This is a genomic window from Rhizobium sp. BK212 (genome assembly GCF_014197475.1).
In the GTDB taxonomy this organism is placed as follows: Bacteria; Pseudomonadota; Alphaproteobacteria; order Rhizobiales; family Rhizobiaceae; genus Rhizobium; species Rhizobium anhuiense.
The window spans coordinates 488577-506931 of sequence record NZ_JACIFS010000003.1; the positions used below are offsets into that span (position 1 = coordinate 488577).

An 18355-nucleotide genomic window follows, 5' to 3' on the forward strand; every position below is an offset into this window, starting at 1 on the left:
GACCGCTCAGGAAACCGGACTGTTGCAGAGCGCCGCCCAGAGATCGTGCTTCCAGTCGGCCCCCGGCCGCGCCGACACGTCGACCGCATAGTCGGCGGAATTGATCCGGACCGTGGCGGGCGAAACGCAGCGCACGCTCGCCTGGTGTCTTCCTCCGTCCCGATAGAGCACTGTCCCGCCGCCGTCGAACTCCAAAAGCGCAATGACGACGTCGAAATCGAAGGTGGGATCGCGGGCGGGCCTGCCCTCTGCCAGACTGAGGCTGATCGACCGGCTGCTGCCGAACGAAGCAGTATGGAAGATCGCAAGTTCGGACGCCGCCGATATCGATGCGGACTGCGTGCAAAGGATCAAAAGCAGAAGCATCCGGTGCATTTACCCCTCCCGTGGTCAATGCATGTTGATCCTATCATATCCGAGGAGACCACGCGAATATTCGCATGGCTGGCCGGCCGTGTTTGCGTCACGCGGCGTCACTCCGGAAGACCGGCCTTGCGGTAGCCGTCGATGAAATGTGCAAGCGTCCGGGCGTCGCGGAAGGGCTCGGTCGCCGCCCAGTGGCGGGTTGAAAAATGCGGGTTGGCGACGAGGAACAGTTCGACCTCGGCGCGCGCCTCGTCGAGCCGGCCGAGTTGGGCAAGGCTTGCCGCCAGGAAACGGCGTGAGCTCGTCCGATAGGTCTCGTCCCGGCGCAGCGTCTCGACGGCAGATTCGTACTCACCGGCGGCATATTGCGCCTGGCCGAGCGTCAGATAATACCAGCTTCCCGGAAACGGGTTCAGCCGAAAGGCCTTGGCGATGTGCTCACGCCCCTCCCCGATCCGCCCGGCGAGAACCGCAATGTCGGACAGCGCCGCAAAGGTGTCGGCCTCGTTGGGATCGAGCTCGATCGCCTTGGCGAACTCCGCATCCGCCTCGTCGAAGCTGCGCTCATAGGCCAACAGGTAGGCCAGGATCCAACGACAGCCGGCATCGTTGGGGTCGATTGCGACAGCCTTGCGTGCCAGTTCCAAGGCAAGGCTGCGGGTCGGTTGCGTTGGTCCGCCGCTGTGGACCTCTCCCATCCAGTGGTTGATGGCGAGCCAGCGATAGGCCTCAGCATAGTCCGGATCGAGCGAGATCGCACGCGTCAGCATCAGATGCGCTTCCCGCGCCGTCTGCGGTGAATCATCCATCAGCCTGCGCGCCCGCACACAGAGATCGTAAGCCTCGAGGTTCTTCGGCCGGTTGCGCGGCGGCGGCGCGCGCAGACGGCCGAGCAGCGCCTCGACGATCTTGCCGGTGACCTCGTCCTGAACGGCAAAGATATCGTCCAGGCTGCGGTCGAAGCGTTCCGCCCATAGATGATCGCCACTGACCGCGTCGACCAACTGGGCGTTGATCCGCACCTGCCCTACGGCGCGTCTTGCGCTCCCCTCCAGCAGGTAGCGCACCCCGAGTTCCTCGGCGATGGCGCGCACGTCCATCGCCTTTCCTTTGTAGGCAAAGGCCGAGTTGCGGGCGATGACGAACAGGCCCGGCATCCTGGAGAGATCAGTGATCAAGTCCTCGGTCAGCCCATCCGCAAAGGATTCCTGCTCGGAATCGTTGCTGATATTGACGAAGGGCAGCACAGCGATCGATGGCTTGTCGGGCAGCGGCAGAGGTGTTCGCTTCACGCCGCCGAGGTGATTGATGGCGCCTGTAAAGCGGTAGCCGACGCGCGGCACCGTGGCGATCCATTCACCGCCATCGGCGGCCGGGCCGAGCAGCTTGCGCAACTGCGCGATCTGGACGGTGAGATTGCCTTCCTCGACCGCCCTGCCCGGCCACGCCGCATCCATCAATTCGGCCTTCCCCAAGATTTCGCCGGGCCGCCTGACAAGTGCTTCAAGCAGTTTTACCCCGCGATGGCCAATGGCAACGGGATCGTCGTTCCGAAGGAGCGTTCCCGCCCCCGGATCAAGCACGAACGGACCAAAGGCAAAGCGCGATCCCATGGGGCGCATCCTAGAGACATTAACGCTTGGATGGAACTATTCGTCCGCTTAAGCCACCATGGCATCAAGGACGCGAGCGCCGGCCGGGACTGAGCGACGTCTGGGCAAGGTTGCCTGGAATCCAAAACGCAACGAATGCACGGCCTGCTGATAGAGGAAGCAGGATTTCAATGCTGCCGGGCGATGGCGCCGATGACATTGACCAGAAGGCGCGCGGCGGTCAGGGCTGACAGACCATCAACGTCTGCAGGAGGATAGAGTTCGACAAGGTCGAATCCCGCAATCTCAGCCCGCTTGCCGAGGCCGGCAATCAGATCGATCACCTCCGTATAAGTGAGGCCGCCAGGGGTACGCGCCGCCACGCCCGGCATGATACTGGGATCGATGCTGTCACAATCGAGGGTGACGACGACCCGGGCTCCTTCCGGAATATACTGAAGAGCGGCTTCGACGCCTCGAGCGTGGATCTCGCGGGCGGTCACGAAGCGGCTGCCATAGCGCTGCGCCGCCTCGATGTCGGCGAGGCGCGCACTGCCGACGCTGCGCAGGCCGACCTGCACCATGCCGGCGACATGCGGCATCTCGCTTGCCCGACGCATCGGACTTGAATAGCCGTAGCGTTCACCATGCACTTCGTCGCGCCAGTCGATATGGGCATCGATCTGCAGGACCCAGACAGGCCCTTGATCGGCAAAGCCGGCAAGGAAGGGAATGGTCACGGAACAGTCGCCACCGAGCAGGATCGGTACCGCCTGCAAAGCCAGCACCTCGCGCGTCTTCGCCTCGATACGGCCCCGGTTGCCGGGATTGTCATGCAGGATGGTCTGGATGTCGCCGGCATCGATGCATGAGACCGGCCCGCCGTCGAACAGCGGGCCGCCGAGATCGAAATCCCAGTGCTCAAGGAGTGGTGCATCGTCCTGGCTCGCCGCGCGGATGGCACCAGCGGCCAGGGCGTAGCCGCTGCTGTTCTTGCCGGGATAGGTGCTGCCATGGGCGGCTGCAAAGATCACCGCACGGGGCAAACCTCCATTGGGGAGGCGATCGGGAAGGCCGAGAAAGGAAAGCGGAGCTGTCATTTCCTGATGGTCCTGATGATGTCTGGCTGAAACTGTCGTGCTGAGGGTTTACGGCTGGGATGAAATTGGGCGCTGACCTGTTTAATCCCTTTGGACGTTTTTGAGAACTTTTTGGAAAAACTTAAGTACGACGCTCCCCTCTGTCCTGCAGAATTCATCCTCTTTGACGTCGAGGCTCCCGGAGCCTCAAAGCCTATGGTCTGACGAGGATAATCTGCATGACTGCCGAAAGCATCACATCACCGCACGCGGACCGCATTCCATGGGCGGCGATGACGGGCATTATCGCCACCGTCATGGTGTTCGCCGTGGCCCAGGGACTGACCTATCCGCTGCTCAGTTTTATCCTGGAGCGAAAGGGAACGACATCGGGACTGATTGGCCTGTCGGCGGCGATGACGCCGCTGGGTTTCATTGTGTCGGCCCCCTTCATTCCGGCGCTTTCGCGGCGCGTGGGCGGAGCGCGGCTGGCGATCCTGTGTTCGATCCTCGCCGCCCTCACGCTGATCGCGATCGCCTGGAAACAGGACGTCTGGGCCTGGATGCCGCTGCGCTTCCTGCTCGGCTTCTTCGCCAATCCGCTCTACGTGATCAGCGAAACCTGGCTGATCTCCATCACGCCAGCGCCACGCCGAGGCCGCATCATGGGCCTCTATTCATCGATCGTTTCGGGTGGCTTCGCCATTGGCCCGCTGTCGCTCGGCCACGCCGGCACTGAGGGTTGGCCGCCCTTCATGATCGGCATCGCCGCCTTCCTCCTCTGCGGCCTGATCGTGCTTGCGGTCGCCCCGCGCCTGCCCGCCACGCCTGAGGAAGGCAAGGCAACATCCGTCGGCGGCTTCTTCGCACTGGCGCCGCTGCTGTTGTTTGCGATTTTCGCGGCCGCCGCCTTCGAGCAGATCCTGCTTTCTCTGTTTGCGGTCTATGGCGCAGCCCTGGACAGCGGCGAGGAGCGTATCGCTTCGCTGATCACCTGCTTCATCGCAGGCAATGCCGCGCTGCAGATCTTGCTCGGGCGCGTGGCCGAGCGGTTCGGCTCGAACCGGATCATGTTGCTTTGCGTCCTGACTTGCCTGGCCAGTTGCCTCTTGCTGCCGCTCGTCTTCGATGCGTGGCTCATCTGGCCGCTGGTTTTCACTTGGGGCGGCGTCTCGTTCGGGATTTATACCCTGTCGCTGATCCAGCTCGGCGAGCGTTTCACCGGCCAGGCCTTGATCGCCGGTAACGCCGCCTTCGCCTTGGTATGGGGCATCGGCGGCATCGTGGGCTCGCCCGCGACAGGACTGGCAATGCAACTGATTGGCCATCAGGGGCTGCCATCGTCCCTCGCCCTGCTCAGTTGCATATTGGCGGTGCTTCTGATCGCGGAAAGGCGACGGGGCTGAGCGAGCCACTGGGTTTGACACAAATGCGGGCGTGGCGTCTCACAAGCAGCCCGGTTTTGTGATGGATCACCTGCACTCAATTTAGCAGGTTGAGCAAATATATAACACGTTATATAACTGTCGATACAAATGGAGGAATGGCATGGTCGAGGATGTGGTCCGAACGCTCGGGTTTCTGTGCATGGGCAGCCGGCTGCGGCGCATCGGCGAGAGGCTGCAGGCGGATACGCAGCAGATCATCGACGAGACCGGCCTTGGCATCCAGGCGGGCCAATACCCATTCCTGGCGGCGATCGACCGGGCCGGGCCGCTGACGGTCGGCGAGCTGGCGCAGGCGGTGGGCATTACCCAGCCGGGCGCCACGCGGACCACCGGCCAGCTTCTCGAACTCGGTTTCGTCGACATGCAGCCGGCGCCGGATGATCAGCGCCGCCGATTGGTCTCGCTGACCGACAAGGGCCAGGAACTCATCGACTATTCAAAGATATCGGTCTGGCCGCGTGTCGCGGCAGCCGTCGCCGATCTCTGCGGCGATCTCGACGGGCCGATTCTCGAACAGCTCGCCGCCATCGAGGACGGGCTTGCAGAGGCGCCGCTGGCACAGCGGAGCCCCGCCAAGGAGAAAACACGATGAAACATGTTCTCGACCGTCCAATCTGGAGCGCGCTGGAGAGCGCGCATTCCCATCTTGCGGAAGGCAATGAAAATGCGCGGCGATACCCGCCGTCGATCGTCCCCTTCGCGGCGTCTGCCGACGACAGGCCGGAGAGCCTCGACGCGCTGGAGGCGCTGCCGGCGTTGGAGGAGAGCATGATCCTCGTTGAAGCCGGACCGATCGTCATCCCAGCGGGGCTAGCCGTAGTCGCCGAGGCATCGTTGGTGCAAATGATTGCCGAGCGGCCTCACGGGCGAATTTCGGATTCTCGCATCGAGCCGCTGACGGAGGCCGATGCCGCCGACATGCTGGCCTTGGCGACATTGACCAAACCCGGGCCGTTCACGCTGCGCGCCCAGAGCCTCGGCAGCTTCTGGGGGATCAGAAGCAACGGCCGCCTGGTGGCGATGGCCGGACAGAGGATGCGGCAGAGCGGCTTCATCGAGCTCAGCGGGCTTTGCACCCATCCCGATTTCCAGGGGCGCGGTTTCGGCACACTGCTCTTCCGTTTCGTTGCCGGCGAAATCGCATCCAGCGGCGACACGGCCTATCTGCATGCCTATGCATCGAATATCTCGGCCATTTCCCTCTACAAAACGCAGGGTTTTGCTCTTCGCTCGGAGATGAATATGCGCGCGGTCAAACGCCGGTCCTGAGCGGTATTCACCACTATCGTACCGCCGCCGGCAGCACTTCGAATTTCCAGAATTTTTCCGGGCCGAAATAGGCCGAGGAAAACGCGCGGATATCGCCGGCGGTGACCTTGTCGTAGCCGCCGAGACTATCGCGTATTCGGTCTAAACGACGCGAATCCGTCTGAGCGTGGTGCAGATATGAGAGCCAATATTCATTGCTCTGCTGCTGATGCTTCAAGGTCTCGATGATGGGTGCCCGGGCGCGCGCAAGCTCGTCCGGCGAGACCTCCTGCGATCTGAGATCATTGGCGATCTCGTCGACAAGGGCGTAAAAGCGCGCAACCTTTTCCGGGCCTGTCTCGACGTAGAAATAGGCGTAGCCGTAACCGGGGACTTCCCTTGACAGGTCGACGTCGCCCTGCACGGCATAGCTTGCGCCTTCTGCAATGCGAAACTGGTCGATCAGCCTGTTTTGAAAAATCTGCACGGCGACATTGGCGGTGAAGGAACGCGGCAGATCGGAGAGCAGATCACCGATGGGAGCCCCAACGACGGCGGCGGCATTGTCTGCCCTGCCGCTATGGGCCTGCAAGACGGGCTGGTTGGTCGCCGGCGGAAAACGCACCTCGTCCCGATCGGTGCTCGACGCAGTCTCCGGGCGCGGCGGCAAAGCGCCGAAGGTTTCAGCCGTCAGCCGGATCGCCTCGTCCACCGTGACGTCGCCGACGATGGTGACATCGATCGGGCCGTTGGAAACCATCGGCCGGAACAGCGCCTCGAAATCGTCCGGCTTGGCGGCGGACAATTGCGCGCGGTCAGGGAAGGTCCAGCGCAGATCTCCGGAATGCACGAGACCTGCGAAATCGCGGCTGACAACGCCGCCGGGCGACGCGTCATACTGATCGAGGCCGCTCAAATAGGCCTGCTGCACACGCTTGAACGCCTCGGGGCGGTAGGCTGGATCGGAGGTGTAAGCGGTCATCAGTTGCAGCTGTGTCGCAAGATCTTCCGTCCGTGTCCGACCGTCGAACCTGAAGGAGCTGTCGCCGACCGAGAAGTCGACGCCGACGATGTTGGCCGTCAGCGCTTTCTGTATATCCTCGTAATCCATGGCCTTCACGCCGGATAGCACCACGGCCGGAGATGCCCAGGTCGCGAGGGAACGGTCGCGCGGCAGATCCAGCCGACCGCGGCCGATATCTTCGCGCACCAGCACTTCGTTGGCACGCAGTTTGGTTGGCTTGACGGTCAGCCGCACGCCATTGGAAAAGCGCACCATGGTCAAGCCGAGATCTTCGACGGCGCGGCGTTCGACCACTGCGCCCGGCTCGCCGAAATGGGTGTAGGGCCAGGCGACGTCAGCGGCACCGGATGGCGCCGAGACGTCAATGGCATTCGAAGCGTCATAGAATTGCCGAACCGTGTCGGCTCCGCCCTGCGGTGATTGGGGCGTCTGCAGCACGACCTGCGGACCATTGCCGGAGAAAGCACGCTGAAGGGCTTGATTGACCTCGGCCATCGTGACGCCCTTCGTTATCGTCTCGAACAGCGAGAGGTCTTCGGCGGGCGAGGTGAAGACTTGATCGTCGTCGACGCTGCCAGCCAGCGCCGAGGCGATGTCGGTGGTCGCGCGCGTCGCGGCTCCGTCTGCGGCGGCTTGCAGGGCCAAGCGATATTCGCGGATTTCGCGATCGATCTCCGCCTTTTCAACGCCGAATTTTTGGATACGACGCTGTTCCTGGTCGATGGCCGTGAGCGCCGCCTGCCATTTGTCCGCCTCGGAATTTGCCGAGACCAGGACGACATGCGCGGAATCGAGGAGATCCTGGGAGCCGACGCCCGCGCTGATGAAAGGGGCATCCGCCTTGCTGGCGATAGCGCTCACCCGCCGTTTGAGCACCAGCAGCCCGAGATCTTCGATAAGCTCGGCGCGGCGCCTGGCAGAGGTATCAGGCGCGGCGTCATAGGGACGCGTCCAGGCGACCTGTATGCTCGTCATGCCGCCGGGAACAGTGATCACCTCGGCACTTTCGCCTTTCGCCGCCAGTGTGCCAAGATCCGGTTTTGCCGGCGCCGGCCCCACGGCCTTCCAGTCGCCGAAGCGCTGCCGGATTTCGGTTTCCATGGCGGCCGGGTCGATATCGCCCACCACGATCAACGTTGCCCGATCGGGTCGGTAGTTGGCCCGGTAATAATCACGGACGAGGTTTACGGGCGCATTGCTGATGATGTCGGCTTTGCCGATCGGCACGCGCATGGTCGCGCGCTGGCCGGCGAGCAGCGAATTCATGATTCCGAGCGCTGCGCGAGACTGCGGTGTATCGCGCAGCCGCTCTTCCGACAGGATGACGCCGCGTTCGCGATCGAAAGCTCCGGCATCGAGGGTCAGCTCGCTCGCCGTTTCCCGCATCAGCATCAGGCCCGTCGAAACTGTGTCCGCATCGACCTCGGGCAGATCGAGCGCATAGACAGTCTCGTCATAAGAGGTATGGGCGTTGGTGTCCGGTCCAAAGGCCAGGCCCTTGCGCTGCAAGATACGGATCATCTCCCCTTCGGCGACGTGCGTCGAACCCTTGAAGGCCATATGCTCGAGGAAATGCGCAAGCCCCTGCTGGTTGTCGTTTTCCTCGAGCGAGCCGGCGCCGATGCGAAAGCGGATCGCAGCCTGTCCGGGCGGCGTGACGTTGCGCATGATCGCAAACCGCATGCCGTTGGCGAGCGTGCCGAAATGCACGCCAGTCTCGGCTTGCAGGTCGCTTTGCGTTTGCGGCCAAGGCTCGGATGGGGTGTCCGCATAGGCTGGCAACGCAAAGTTTGCAGCAAGGCAGACCGCCGCGAGAAACCACCGCGCCGTGGAGCATTCCATTTGTTTGTGAGACATTCTTGTCCAGGTGATGAGCAGGAGAAGGGTAGATAGCGTCGATTCAACTATTCCACAGGTTGCATTTCGCATCAACGTCCATGTGCGCGAATGGATAAGAAGGAGACAATTCCGGCCGAGCGTCAGACCAATGTCATTGAACCCACTTAAAGGATTGCGCCTTGATGAGGTTACCAGGAGGCGCTTTCATGGCGACGTTGGAGCAGGTCGCATTCCGGGCAGGCTGCTCGCTGGCGACCGCAAGCCGTGTTCTCAACCGCAACGGACCGGCGAGCGACCTGATGGTGCGCAAAGTGCGCCGTGCGGCCGCCGAACTCGGTTATCACTCCGCCGGCAGGCTTGGCCGCAGGCCCGTGGTCGGCGTGCTGATCCCGAGCATCACCAATCCGGTCTTTGCCTCGTCGTTGTCGAGCATCCAGAACCGCATGCTGGTGGCCGGCCACGGCGTCTTGATCGCCCAGTCGAACTACGATCCGGCCCGCGAGGCCGATGCCGTCGCTGCCCTCCTGAACGACCGGCCGACCGGGCTGATCCTCACCGTCTGCGATCCCTCGACCAGCCAGGCGCTGCTTGCCAGGCTGCCGCCGACCGTGCTGCTCAACAACCTGCCGACGGCGCAATTTCCGGCGGCTGTCACCGCCGACAATCGCGGCGCCGGCCGCGAGATCACGGCGTTCCTGATCGGCATGGGTCATCGCCGCATTCTGTTTCTTTCAGGCAATTTCGCTGCCTCCGACCGCGCACATCTTCGCTACCGGGGTTATCTCGACGCCATGGCCGAGAGCGGGCTGACAGCGCTCGATGTGACGCAGATCCCCTTCGTCAACGGTTTTGACCAGCTCGATCTCGGCATGCCGATGACCTCGCTTGCGCCGACGGCGATCATCGCCTCCAACGATCTTCTGGCGCTCGGCGTCATCGGCGCGCTGAAGCGCGAAGGGCTCTCGGTGCCGGGCGATGTTTCGGTCGCCGGCTTCGACGGCATCGCCATCGGCCGGCTGATCGATCCGCCGCTGACGACGATCGAAATGCCGGATGCCAGCATGGGGGCGACGGCCGCCTCGCTGCTCCTCGACATGGCGGAGAATGCCGCCCCTGCCCGTCATCTCGACGTCGCATATACGCTACGCCGCGGCGGCACGGTGCGCGCCATCTGAGAAGCTAGGGAAAAGAAGAGGCCGCCACGCGCTCGGCATGGCGACCCCTGCCCTATGCCTGGTGAGAAAGGAGATCAGCTGCGCGGCAGCATGTCCTCGACGTCAGCGGCCGCGTCGTCGAGCGCTTCCTTCGGCTCGGCCGACTGGTCGACGATGCGCGACAGGTTGTCCACGATCGTCTGCGTGACCTTGACGCCGTTCGAGCCGGGGAAGGCATACCAGGGGATCATCACCGGCATCTGGCTGAGGCCGGCCTGGAACAGCGGGTTCTGCTTGTAGAAATCGCCGAGATATTCGGGTGACTTCGCGGCAAGCTCATTGTTCGGAACATAACCGGTGCCAGGCACGACGACGGAAGCACCGTAGGGGCCGGCGGCGAATTTAGCGAACTTCCAGGCAGCATCCTGCTTGGCGGCGTCATGCGTCAGGATGACGACGGCGTTGCCGCCCGTCGGCAGGCGGCCGTTCACCGAATCGATCAGCGGGATCCTGGCAGTGCGCAGATCGAACTTGTTGCCGACATTCTTGATCGTGTTGCGCAGCGCGCCCGTCGTCTGGAATTCGAAACCGACCTTGCCGGCTGCGAAAGCCTGTTCGCCTGCGGGCTTGGTGAAGACAGGCATGCCGCCCTCGGTGACCAAGCGATGCAGGACTTCGACGGCCTTCTGACCTTCCGGACCGTTGAAGGCAACCTTGCTTTCGTCATCGCTCAGCATCTTGCCGCCGGCGCCGAAGAGGAGAGCCGAAAACATCCAGTCGTCGCCCTGCCAGCGGAAATCGATGCCGTCGACACCGTTGCCGAGCGCCTTGATCTTGCCGGCGAGCGCGATGACCTCATCCCAGGTCTTCGGCGGATTGTCGGGGTTGCCGCCAGCCGCCTTCACGAGATCGGCGTTGTAATACATGATCGGGTTGGAGGTCGCGAAAGCCAGCCCCACCTGCTTGGCCTTGACCTGGGCGAGCTTGAGGATGGTGTCGGTGAAGCCTTGCTCGGCCATGTTGCCGTCCTTCTTGACGAGCGGACCGAGGTCGACGGCGACGTCGCGTTCGTCAAGCATGCGCAGGCGGTTGAGGCCGATGAAGGTGATATCGGGCATTTCGCTGGTGCCGACCTGACGAAGGATCGTCTGGATGCCTTCTTCATAGGTGGCCGAGGGGCTGGCGAACTGGATCTTGATATCGGGGTTTTCTTCCATGAATTTCTTCGAGATCGTGTCCATCACGTCCTTGAAGAAGCCCGGCATCGGGTAGTGAACCGTCAGCGTCGTCTCGGCATGCGCGGGAAGCGCGATTGCCAAGGATACGGCCGCTGCGGCGAGAATCTGGGTGATATGTTTCATCGCTCGTTCTCCTGGGTTGAAACCGGTCAGCCTTTGAGTCCGGTCATGGTGATGCCCTCGACGAAACGCTTCTGCGCAAGCAGGAAGGCAGCGACGAGGGGAAGGGTAATCATGAGGGTCGCCGCCATCAGTGCGCCGTAGTCGTCGCCGGCCTCGGCAGCGCGGAAATACATCAGGCCCAGCGGCGGCGTGGCGTAGTCCTGCTTGCTGATGACGATCAGCGGCCAGTAGAGATCGTTCCAATGGGCAACGACCGAGAAGATGGCAAAGGCGGTGACCGCCGGCCAGGCATTCGGCACGATGACGCGGGCAACGATCCCGATTTCCGACATGCCGTCGAGACGGGCGGCATGGATGAGATCATCCGGCATGGCGCGGAAGAACTGCAGGAACATGAAGATCGCGAAGACCGAAATGGCGAAGGGCGCGACCAGGGCGGCATAGCTGTTGAGCAGCGAAGCGCGGTCGAAGGCGACATAGAGCGGCAGCGCGGTCGCATGGATCGGCACCAGCAGGCCGAGCATGACCAGCACCATCATGGCGCGGGCGGCTCCAAAGCGCAGCTTCGCCATGGCGTAGGCGCAGGGGATCGCCACCAGCACCTGGAAGAAGAAGATCAGCCCGCAGACGACGACGCCGTTCCACAAGAGCCGCGCCATCGGCACCCGGCTCAAAGCCTTGGCAAAATTCTCGACATAGGTGAGATGCGCCGGGAGGAGCGATAGCGACGAGGTGAAGATATCGCTCTGTGCCTTGCCAGCCGTCGAGATCATGAAGACGTAGGGCGACAGGAAGACGATCGCGCCCAGTGAGAGCAGGGTCAGGCGGATGATCCTGCCGAGGGAAAAAGCGCTGGTCATCATGTGTAATGCACCCGGCGATCGAGGACGCGATACTGCAGGAACATCAGCACCACGAGGATCAGCAGGAAGACCACCGTCATCGCCGAGGCATACCCAACGCGGAGATAGACGAAGCCTTCCTGGTAGATGGTAAAGAGCAGCACTTCCGACGCCTTGTTGGGGCCGCCGTCGGTCAGGGTCTTGACCGTCTCGAAGACCTTGACCGCATTGGTAATGCTGATGGTGATGACGAAGAGCGTCGTCGGCCCGAGCATCGGCCAGGTCACCAGCAGGAAGCGGTCGAAAGAGGATCTGGCGCCATCCACTTCGGCGGCGGCGTAAAGCTCACGCGGGATCGCCGTCAGTCCGGCCAGGAACAGCACCATGTTGAAGCCGGCCGATTGCCAGACGCCGATGATCGAGAGGCTGTAAAGCACGGTGCCGGAGCTGCCCAACCAGTTCGGACCGGGAAGCCCGACAAGGGCCAGCAGCGCATTGATCGGGCCGATTGTGGGGTGGAACATATATTGCCAGACGGTCGCCATGGCGACGATCAGCGAGGCGACCGGCAGGAAATAGGCGGTGCGGAAGAAGCTGCGCGCCGCGGTTTCGCTCTCGATCAGCATGGCGATGCCGAGGCCGAGAAGGATCGAGACGGGGGCGACGATCGCCGCATAGACCGTCGTATTCCACAGCGACTTGCGAAAGGTGCGGTCGGTGATCAGGTGCGCATAATTCTCGAAGCCGACGAAACGGAACTTGCCGTAGCCGAGTTCGAAATCGGTAAAGCCGAGCACGATCACAGATGCAACCGGCAAAAGCACGAAGAGGAACAGCAGGATCATCGCCGGCAGCACCAGCATCCAGGCGATCTGGGCCTCGCTGCGCCGATGCGCAGCGGCGGAATCATGCGGCGCAGCCATCGAGACGACGCTAGCCATGCGCCCTCTCCCATTGAGAGCCGCCCGCCATCAGTCCGGCATCGGCAGAGCCGAGCCCGGCATCACCCGTGGCAACGCTGCCGGCCAGCCGGCTGCCATCCTCAGCAAAGATCAGCGTACGGCCGGGCGAGAGCCGCAGCCCGACGGCATCACCGGCGGCAAGGCCTGCGGCTTCGGACGGTTGAACCTTGGCGATGATGGTCTCTCCGATCGCTTCCAGCCGGCAATGGAGGATGACTTCGGAGCCCAGGAATTCGACGCGTTCGATCCGGGCGGCAAGGCCGTCATGCCGGCTCCTGGACAGAAAGACGAATTCGGGGCGAATGGCGATCGTGACCGGCATCCTCCGGTCCGGCGCATTGTCGAGCATAAGCCGCAGGCCGCCGCAGAGAATGACGCCGCCTTCGGCAAAGGCCGGCAGCAGGTTGATGCGCGGCTGGCCGATGAAACGGGCGACATCGATATGGGCGGGATCGTCGTAGATGACTTCAGGGCTTGCTATCTGCAGCAATTTTCCGCCCATCATCACAGCGACACGGTCGGCCATCGACAGTGCTTCCGCCTGATCGTGGGTGACATAGAGCGTCGGCACGCCGGCTCGGCGATGCAGGTCGACGATCTCGCCGCGGGCGTGGACGCGCAGATTGGCGTCGAGGTTGGACAGCGGCTCGTCCATCAGGAAGATGTTCGGCTGCCGCACCATGGCGCGGGCAAGCGCCACGCGCTGACGCTGGCCGCCGGACATCTGGCCGGGCTTGCGGTCGAGTAGGTGGTCGATCTTCAGCGACGTCGCCATCTCCCTGACGTCGCGGGCGATCTTCACGCGGGTGGCGCGCTGGCCGGGCATCAGCGAGCCGATGAAGGGCAGCCGCTGCATCCTCGACAGCCGGCGCATCGCCAGAGGCACGGCGATATTCTCAGACGCCGTCAGATGTGGATAGAGCGCGTAGGACTGAAAGACCATGGCGATGTTGCGGTCGGCGGCTGCGACGCCGGACATGTCGCGCCCGCCGATCAGGATCTCGCCGCGGTCGGCATGGTCGAGGCCGGCCAGAACGCGCAGCAGCGTGCTCTTGCCGCAGCCGGAGGGGCCGACTAGCGCGATGAATTCGCCGGCCGCAATATCCAGGCTGACGCCATCGAGGATCTGGTTGCCGGCGAAAGCCTTGGTGATGCCGCGAAGCGAGAGCGCGCTCATTCGACCGGTTCCCGCTGCTTGACCGCCTGGGGATACACCTCATGCACGACGTCGTCGAGCACATGGGCGGTCATGCCGGGAACGGCGACAATCGTGCTTTCGACTGAAGTATCGAACTCGTGGATGACGGCGCCGATCAGACGTTCACCCGGCATCTCCCGCTCCATCTTGTCGATGATGAAGGCGGCCGACGGACCCCATGTCAGCTGGGTGTTGTTAAAGCGCCCCTGCCAAGCCCAGTGGAGATGGCCGCTCGCAAACAGCGCCACGTCATGGGAAGCGATGAGATCATAGAGCCGCCGACGCTGGACCGGGCGAACGCTCCAATAGCCGGTATCGCCCTCGTCGGGCGCATCGACGAACAGCGGCTTGTGCGCAAACAGCGCCACGCGCCGCCCTGCCCTGTCGGAAAGCGCCTGATCGAGCCATTCGAACTGGGCCTCCTCCTCGTCATCCTCATGGCCGAGAAGCAGCGCGTTCAAGCCGATGAAACGCCAGCCGGCCGTATCCTCCAGCCAACGGTCGTCGCCGGCAAGGCTGCGCCAGCGGGCGAGCCGCTCGGCATCGACCGGCTGGTCCGATCCTTGGAGATGGCCGACATCGTGATTACCGGGGACGATCAGCATCGGGATCGACACCTGGCGCATCAGATCCATCGAAAAGGTGATGTCCGCCTCCTTGTCGGCGCCGTCGACGGTGAGATCGCCGGTATGGACGACCAGGTCGGCGCCGGTCTCTTCGATCCAGCTCAGAAGCGGCGCCCAGTTGCCGTTGAAATGCGGCTTGTCGGGACTGAAATGGGTGTCGGTGATCTGAATGATTTTCATGTCTGAATCATCTTCATGGGCGCGTCTCCGAGACGTCGGAAGCGCGTCACCCGCGCTTCCTTCTCGGGCCCTCTCTAGAAGGCTCCCATGTCAATCAGACATCTGCTGTTTTCAGCTGTTTTTCAGTTTTGACATCAATTTGTCATGCAAGAAAAAGCTGCCCGCAGGAACCGGGGCAGCCTTGGCCAACATTTGGGATTGAGATTGCGGTGAAATCAATGCCGTGGTGCGTTGGCCGGGATGGACGATACCGTTGCCGAGACAGGGTCGCTTGCAGGGAAGCTGTCTTCAAGGCCCTCGTTCAACTCTTCCTCCAGCGTCTCGCTGTCCCCAGCCGAACGCGCGCTCGGCTGGCCGATCAGACCTTTGCTGCCTTCGTCAAAATTGCCGTTGCTCAAGGCATCGTAACGGTTGATGCTGCCGTCCGGCTCGCCGCCGGCAAAGCTGGTCAGCTGAACCATCATGACCTTGGCGTGGTCGACCGCCGTCGCATCATCAAGCTCGCCATGGGAGTTGTCGATTTTGACGGAAATCGATTCTCCGCCTTCGCCCAAGAATTCGACGGTGAAGATGTCGCCGGCCTGTGTCACTCGCGTATCGATCAACTGCATCGGAACCTCCTGTGTTCATTGACATCAACGGCGATCAACATCCGGAGTTCCATGGGCCAATCATTTCAACGTCAGGTCAACGTCAGGCGATGACTGGTTCTCGCCTGGCGATTATGGTTAATTTATTAATAATTCGGGTTTTATAAATGGAACGAAGCGGCCTTTCCGAGTGTTGATGCTGCGCCGTGGAGGAACCCCAATGATCCTGAAAATCCTTGCCCCCAAAATCGACGCCGATTGCCATGACACCGGCACATGGCCCGATGGGATCTTCGCCGAAAACCGGATCGATCTTTCCGTTCGCCGCGACGGCCGTCGTCGCTCGCCGCATGAGCGCGACTACGGCAATGACAGGAAACTGGAAAATCTGCCGCTCGGCTTTGCCTGACCGTTGCCGACGTGCACTTGTCACAGCCTGCGAAAGACCAGAACGCCTGACGCCGGCAGCACGGGATCGAGCACTCCCGCCGTGGCTCGGAGCCTTCCGCCGCCGTTACCGACGTTCCAGCCGCCATATCTGCGAGAATCGCTGTTGAAGACCTCCTCCCAGAGGTCATCTCCCAAGCGGTCGCTGTGCAACCGGTAGCCGTGTTCGAAGGGAGCATCGTTCAGCGAGCCCACGACGAGGAAATCCTCGCCGTCGTTCCAGCGATGAAAGGCGATCACCCGATTTTCGTCGTGAACCAGGGGAATGGCGATGTTGCGCGAGCGAATGGCTGCCTCTCCGACACTGAGCGCTATCAGATCGCGATAGCAGCTGATCATCCCTGCCCCGTGGCCATCGGCTGCGCCGAGAATATTCTCCCGGTTGGCGAGGAAATCATTGTAGCGATAGGGCTTCAGGGCACCGATTTCCTCGCCCATGAAAAACATCGGCGTCCCCGGCGATAGCAGCGTCATCGCCGCCGCGAACTTCGATCTCGCCTCCGCCCACGTCCTGGTCTCACCGACAACAGGCGCGAAATTGACCGCGATCACAGCGGTTCGCGCCGATCCTTCACGATTGCCGCAATCGTCGTGCGACTGGTTATAGACTACCTTGGAGTGCGCGCTTGTCTGCAAAGCGCCGGCAAGAGACGACATGGTCAGCGCCCGCTGGTCCCCGAAGCCGGCATTCTTCAACAGCTGCGCCTGCGCACCGCCGTGATATTCGACGAGATTGTGATGAAAGTCACCATACCAGGTCGCATCGAAGCCGAGCCCGTCGCCGCTCAGGCTTGGCTCGGTCATCGCCGACCAGTCCGAATAATCCTCGGCCGTCAGGAAAAGCTGCGGCTTGATGAGCCGCATCGTGCGGGTCCATTGCTTCAGGAATTTGGCGCCGAAGGCGGCGGCCCGATCGGCGCGCCGGCCATCGGCATGCAGAACCGGATATTGATGGATCGAACTCGTCTGATCGAGCCGGAAACCATCGATATGGCAGACGGAGACGAAAAAGGCGGCGCTGGAGATGAAAAGCTGGCGCACGGCTTCCTCATGGAAGCGCGGCGCCCATCCCGTCGAGATGTTGTCGATGTAGCCGCCCGTGGGATCGGCGTAATCGCCGGGCCGTCCCTCGTACCAATAGTAGATATTGCGGGTGTGATCGTTGGAATCATAGGCCCATTGCGCCCGCTCGCCATCCGGATCGAAGTGGTTGTAACAGACATCGAGGATGACGGCGATGCCGCGCTGGTGGCAGGTCTTGATGAACATCTTCAGCCGGTCGGTGCCGCCGGCCCCTTGATCGGCGGCAAAGAAATGCGAGGTGCCGTAGCCCCAGTTGGCCCGGGTCTCGAATTCCGCAATCGGCAGCAGTTCCACCGCGTTGACGCCGAGCGCTGCGAGATGTTCGACGAAGGCGATGGCATCATCGAGCGTACCGGGCGCGGGCTTGCCGAAACCGAGGGCGCCGACATGCAGTTCATAGATCACCAGATCCTCGAGCCGATCGGGAATCTTTTGGCCGCCGGCGAATTCGTCGGCCCAGAAGGCCTCGGCGGTAAGCTCCTCTCCCGATGGCAGTACCACCCGCTTCGGGTCGCAGACGACCGAACAGCTCTGCGGTCCGTCCAATGACGCCGGCGATCCGTGATAGACCGCTCCATCCGGATCGAAATCTCCAGCGCCGATCTGCATGAGCGACCAGATATCCGTGCGGTAGACGAGCGATCCGTCATCCTTCGTGATGCGGTACATATAGGGCGTGCCGACCATGCCGTCGAAATCGGCAAGGCCGTCATCATCGCCGGTTTCGACGGTCCAGAAGCCGTCGACGGTCTTGCGCATCGCGATGGTTGCGACTGCACCGGTGCCGTCGTCGGCGACGTAGCCGATAGCGGCATCGGCGATCACAAGCGAAACCGCCCTGGCGTTCGGCGCCCAGACCGCGAAGCGAATGCCGTCGGTACCGTCGCGCCGCTCAATCCGATTCGCCCCCAGACGGCCGATCCACGTCAGATGATAGGTCTGCGGCGCGATCCCCTGCTGGAGTTCGAAGGAGCGTTCGCGACGTGTCGAGACCTCGTCGTCCAATTCGGCGGTGATGGCCCATAGGTCTGGAATGCCCGGCCGATCCAGTTCGATTCCCCAGCGAAAATGCGTACCGATCTCGGCGTCGGGAAACGATACATCGGCGACGAAGACATCATAGCCGTCCTCGTCATGGGAAAGCCGCATCGGAACGGAGGTCCAATCGTCCGAAGGACGGCCCTGCCCATCCCAACTGCCGCGCAAGCGGACATTGCTGAACGCCATCGACGGCATGCCGCTGCGAAACCGGAATTCAACATTGACGGTCATCGGATCCTCCAAAACCATGTCGGATTTCACCAGGCTCTGCCTAT

16 protein-coding genes are annotated in these 18355 nt (G+C 62.5%); 5 read left to right on the plus strand and 11 right to left on the minus strand.

The genetic code is table 11. From position 1 onward, the window contains the following. Positions 1-6: 6 nt before the first annotated feature. The 3 genes from FHT79_RS12325 to FHT79_RS12335 all read right to left on the minus strand — a co-directional run bounded on the left by FHT79_RS12325 (position 7) and on the right by FHT79_RS12335 (position 3058). On the minus strand, positions 7-375 hold the full coding sequence (locus tag FHT79_RS12325; protein WP_183903425.1) for a hypothetical protein: 369 nt from the start codon (positions 373-375) through the stop codon (positions 7-9). A 98-nt stretch (positions 376-473) separates the two neighbouring features. After that, a complete protein-coding gene (locus tag FHT79_RS12330) occupies positions 474-1988 on the minus strand; it encodes a winged helix-turn-helix domain-containing tetratricopeptide repeat protein (protein ID WP_097594497.1) in 1515 nt (504 codons plus the stop codon). Positions 1989-2146: 158 nt separating this feature from the next. Further along, positions 2147-3058, minus strand: coding sequence for an agmatinase (locus tag FHT79_RS12335; RefSeq protein WP_183903426.1), 912 nt, complete (start codon positions 3056-3058; stop codon positions 2147-2149). A 218-nt stretch (positions 3059-3276) separates the two neighbouring features. Here FHT79_RS12335 and FHT79_RS12340 point away from each other — a divergent pair, with 218 nt between their 5' ends. From FHT79_RS12340 to FHT79_RS12350, 3 genes are all read left to right on the plus strand, one after another. Beyond that, on the plus strand, positions 3277-4443 hold the full coding sequence (locus FHT79_RS12340) for an MFS transporter (RefSeq protein ID WP_097594499.1): 1167 nt from the start codon (positions 3277-3279) through the stop codon (positions 4441-4443). Positions 4444-4585: 142 nt separating this feature from the next. Beyond that, complete coding sequence (locus FHT79_RS12345; RefSeq protein WP_097594500.1) at positions 4586-5077, plus strand: MarR family transcriptional regulator; 492 nt, start codon at positions 4586-4588, stop codon at positions 5075-5077. Continuing rightward, positions 5074-5754 (plus strand): GNAT family N-acetyltransferase, encoded by a 681-nt coding sequence (locus FHT79_RS12350; RefSeq protein ID WP_097594501.1) that lies wholly within the window; start codon positions 5074-5076, stop codon positions 5752-5754. Before FHT79_RS12345 ends, FHT79_RS12350 begins: the two co-directional genes overlap by 4 nt. A 13-nt stretch (positions 5755-5767) precedes the next feature. Here the strand turns inward: FHT79_RS12350 and FHT79_RS12355 are convergent, their stop codons facing one another. Then, the gene (locus FHT79_RS12355; protein ID WP_245434785.1) at positions 5768-8614 is read right to left on the minus strand and encodes an insulinase family protein; all 2847 of its coding nucleotides are present in this window, start codon (positions 8612-8614) and stop codon (positions 5768-5770) included. Positions 8615-8802: 188 nt separating this feature from the next. Between FHT79_RS12355 and FHT79_RS12360 the strand changes: the two genes are divergently transcribed. Then, positions 8803-9771 carry a substrate-binding domain-containing protein gene (locus FHT79_RS12360; RefSeq protein ID WP_097594503.1) on the plus strand — a complete coding sequence of 323 codons (969 nt, stop codon included), beginning with the start codon at positions 8803-8805 and terminating at the stop codon, positions 9769-9771. Positions 9772-9845: 74 nt separating this feature from the next. Here the strand turns inward: FHT79_RS12360 and FHT79_RS12365 are convergent, their stop codons facing one another. From FHT79_RS12365 to FHT79_RS12390, 6 genes are all read right to left on the minus strand, one after another. Beyond that, the gene (locus FHT79_RS12365) at positions 9846-11111 is read right to left on the minus strand and encodes an ABC transporter substrate-binding protein (RefSeq protein ID WP_097594504.1); all 1266 of its coding nucleotides are present in this window, start codon (positions 11109-11111) and stop codon (positions 9846-9848) included. 26 nt (positions 11112-11137) lie between these two features. After that, entirely contained in the window at positions 11138-11974 is an 837-nt protein-coding gene (locus FHT79_RS12370) for a carbohydrate ABC transporter permease (protein ID WP_183903427.1), read from the minus strand. Beyond that, positions 11971-12894 (minus strand): sugar ABC transporter permease, encoded by a 924-nt coding sequence (locus FHT79_RS12375; RefSeq protein ID WP_097594506.1) that lies wholly within the window; start codon positions 12892-12894, stop codon positions 11971-11973. Before FHT79_RS12375 ends, FHT79_RS12370 begins: the two co-directional genes overlap by 4 nt. Next, a complete protein-coding gene (locus FHT79_RS12380; protein ID WP_097594507.1) occupies positions 12887-14092 on the minus strand; it encodes an ABC transporter ATP-binding protein in 1206 nt (401 codons plus the stop codon). The genes FHT79_RS12375 and FHT79_RS12380 overlap by 8 nt, the downstream gene beginning before the upstream one ends. Then, entirely contained in the window at positions 14089-14919 is an 831-nt protein-coding gene (locus FHT79_RS12385) for a metallophosphoesterase (RefSeq protein ID WP_097594508.1), read from the minus strand. The genes FHT79_RS12380 and FHT79_RS12385 overlap by 4 nt, the downstream gene beginning before the upstream one ends. Positions 14920-15134: 215 nt before the next feature. Next, positions 15135-15530 carry a hypothetical protein gene (locus FHT79_RS12390; protein ID WP_063475582.1) on the minus strand — a complete coding sequence of 132 codons (396 nt, stop codon included), beginning with the start codon at positions 15528-15530 and terminating at the stop codon, positions 15135-15137. A gap of 199 nt (positions 15531-15729) precedes the next feature. Here FHT79_RS12390 and FHT79_RS12395 point away from each other — a divergent pair, with 199 nt between their 5' ends. After that, positions 15730-15918: a hypothetical protein gene (locus tag FHT79_RS12395; protein ID WP_047615152.1), complete on the plus strand. Its 189-nt coding sequence runs from the start codon at positions 15730-15732 to the stop codon at positions 15916-15918. Between the two features lie 20 nt (positions 15919-15938). Here the strand turns inward: FHT79_RS12395 and FHT79_RS12400 are convergent, their stop codons facing one another. After that, complete coding sequence (locus FHT79_RS12400) at positions 15939-18311, minus strand: alpha-amylase family glycosyl hydrolase (RefSeq protein ID WP_183903428.1); 2373 nt, start codon at positions 18309-18311, stop codon at positions 15939-15941. Positions 18312-18355 lie beyond the last annotated feature (44 nt).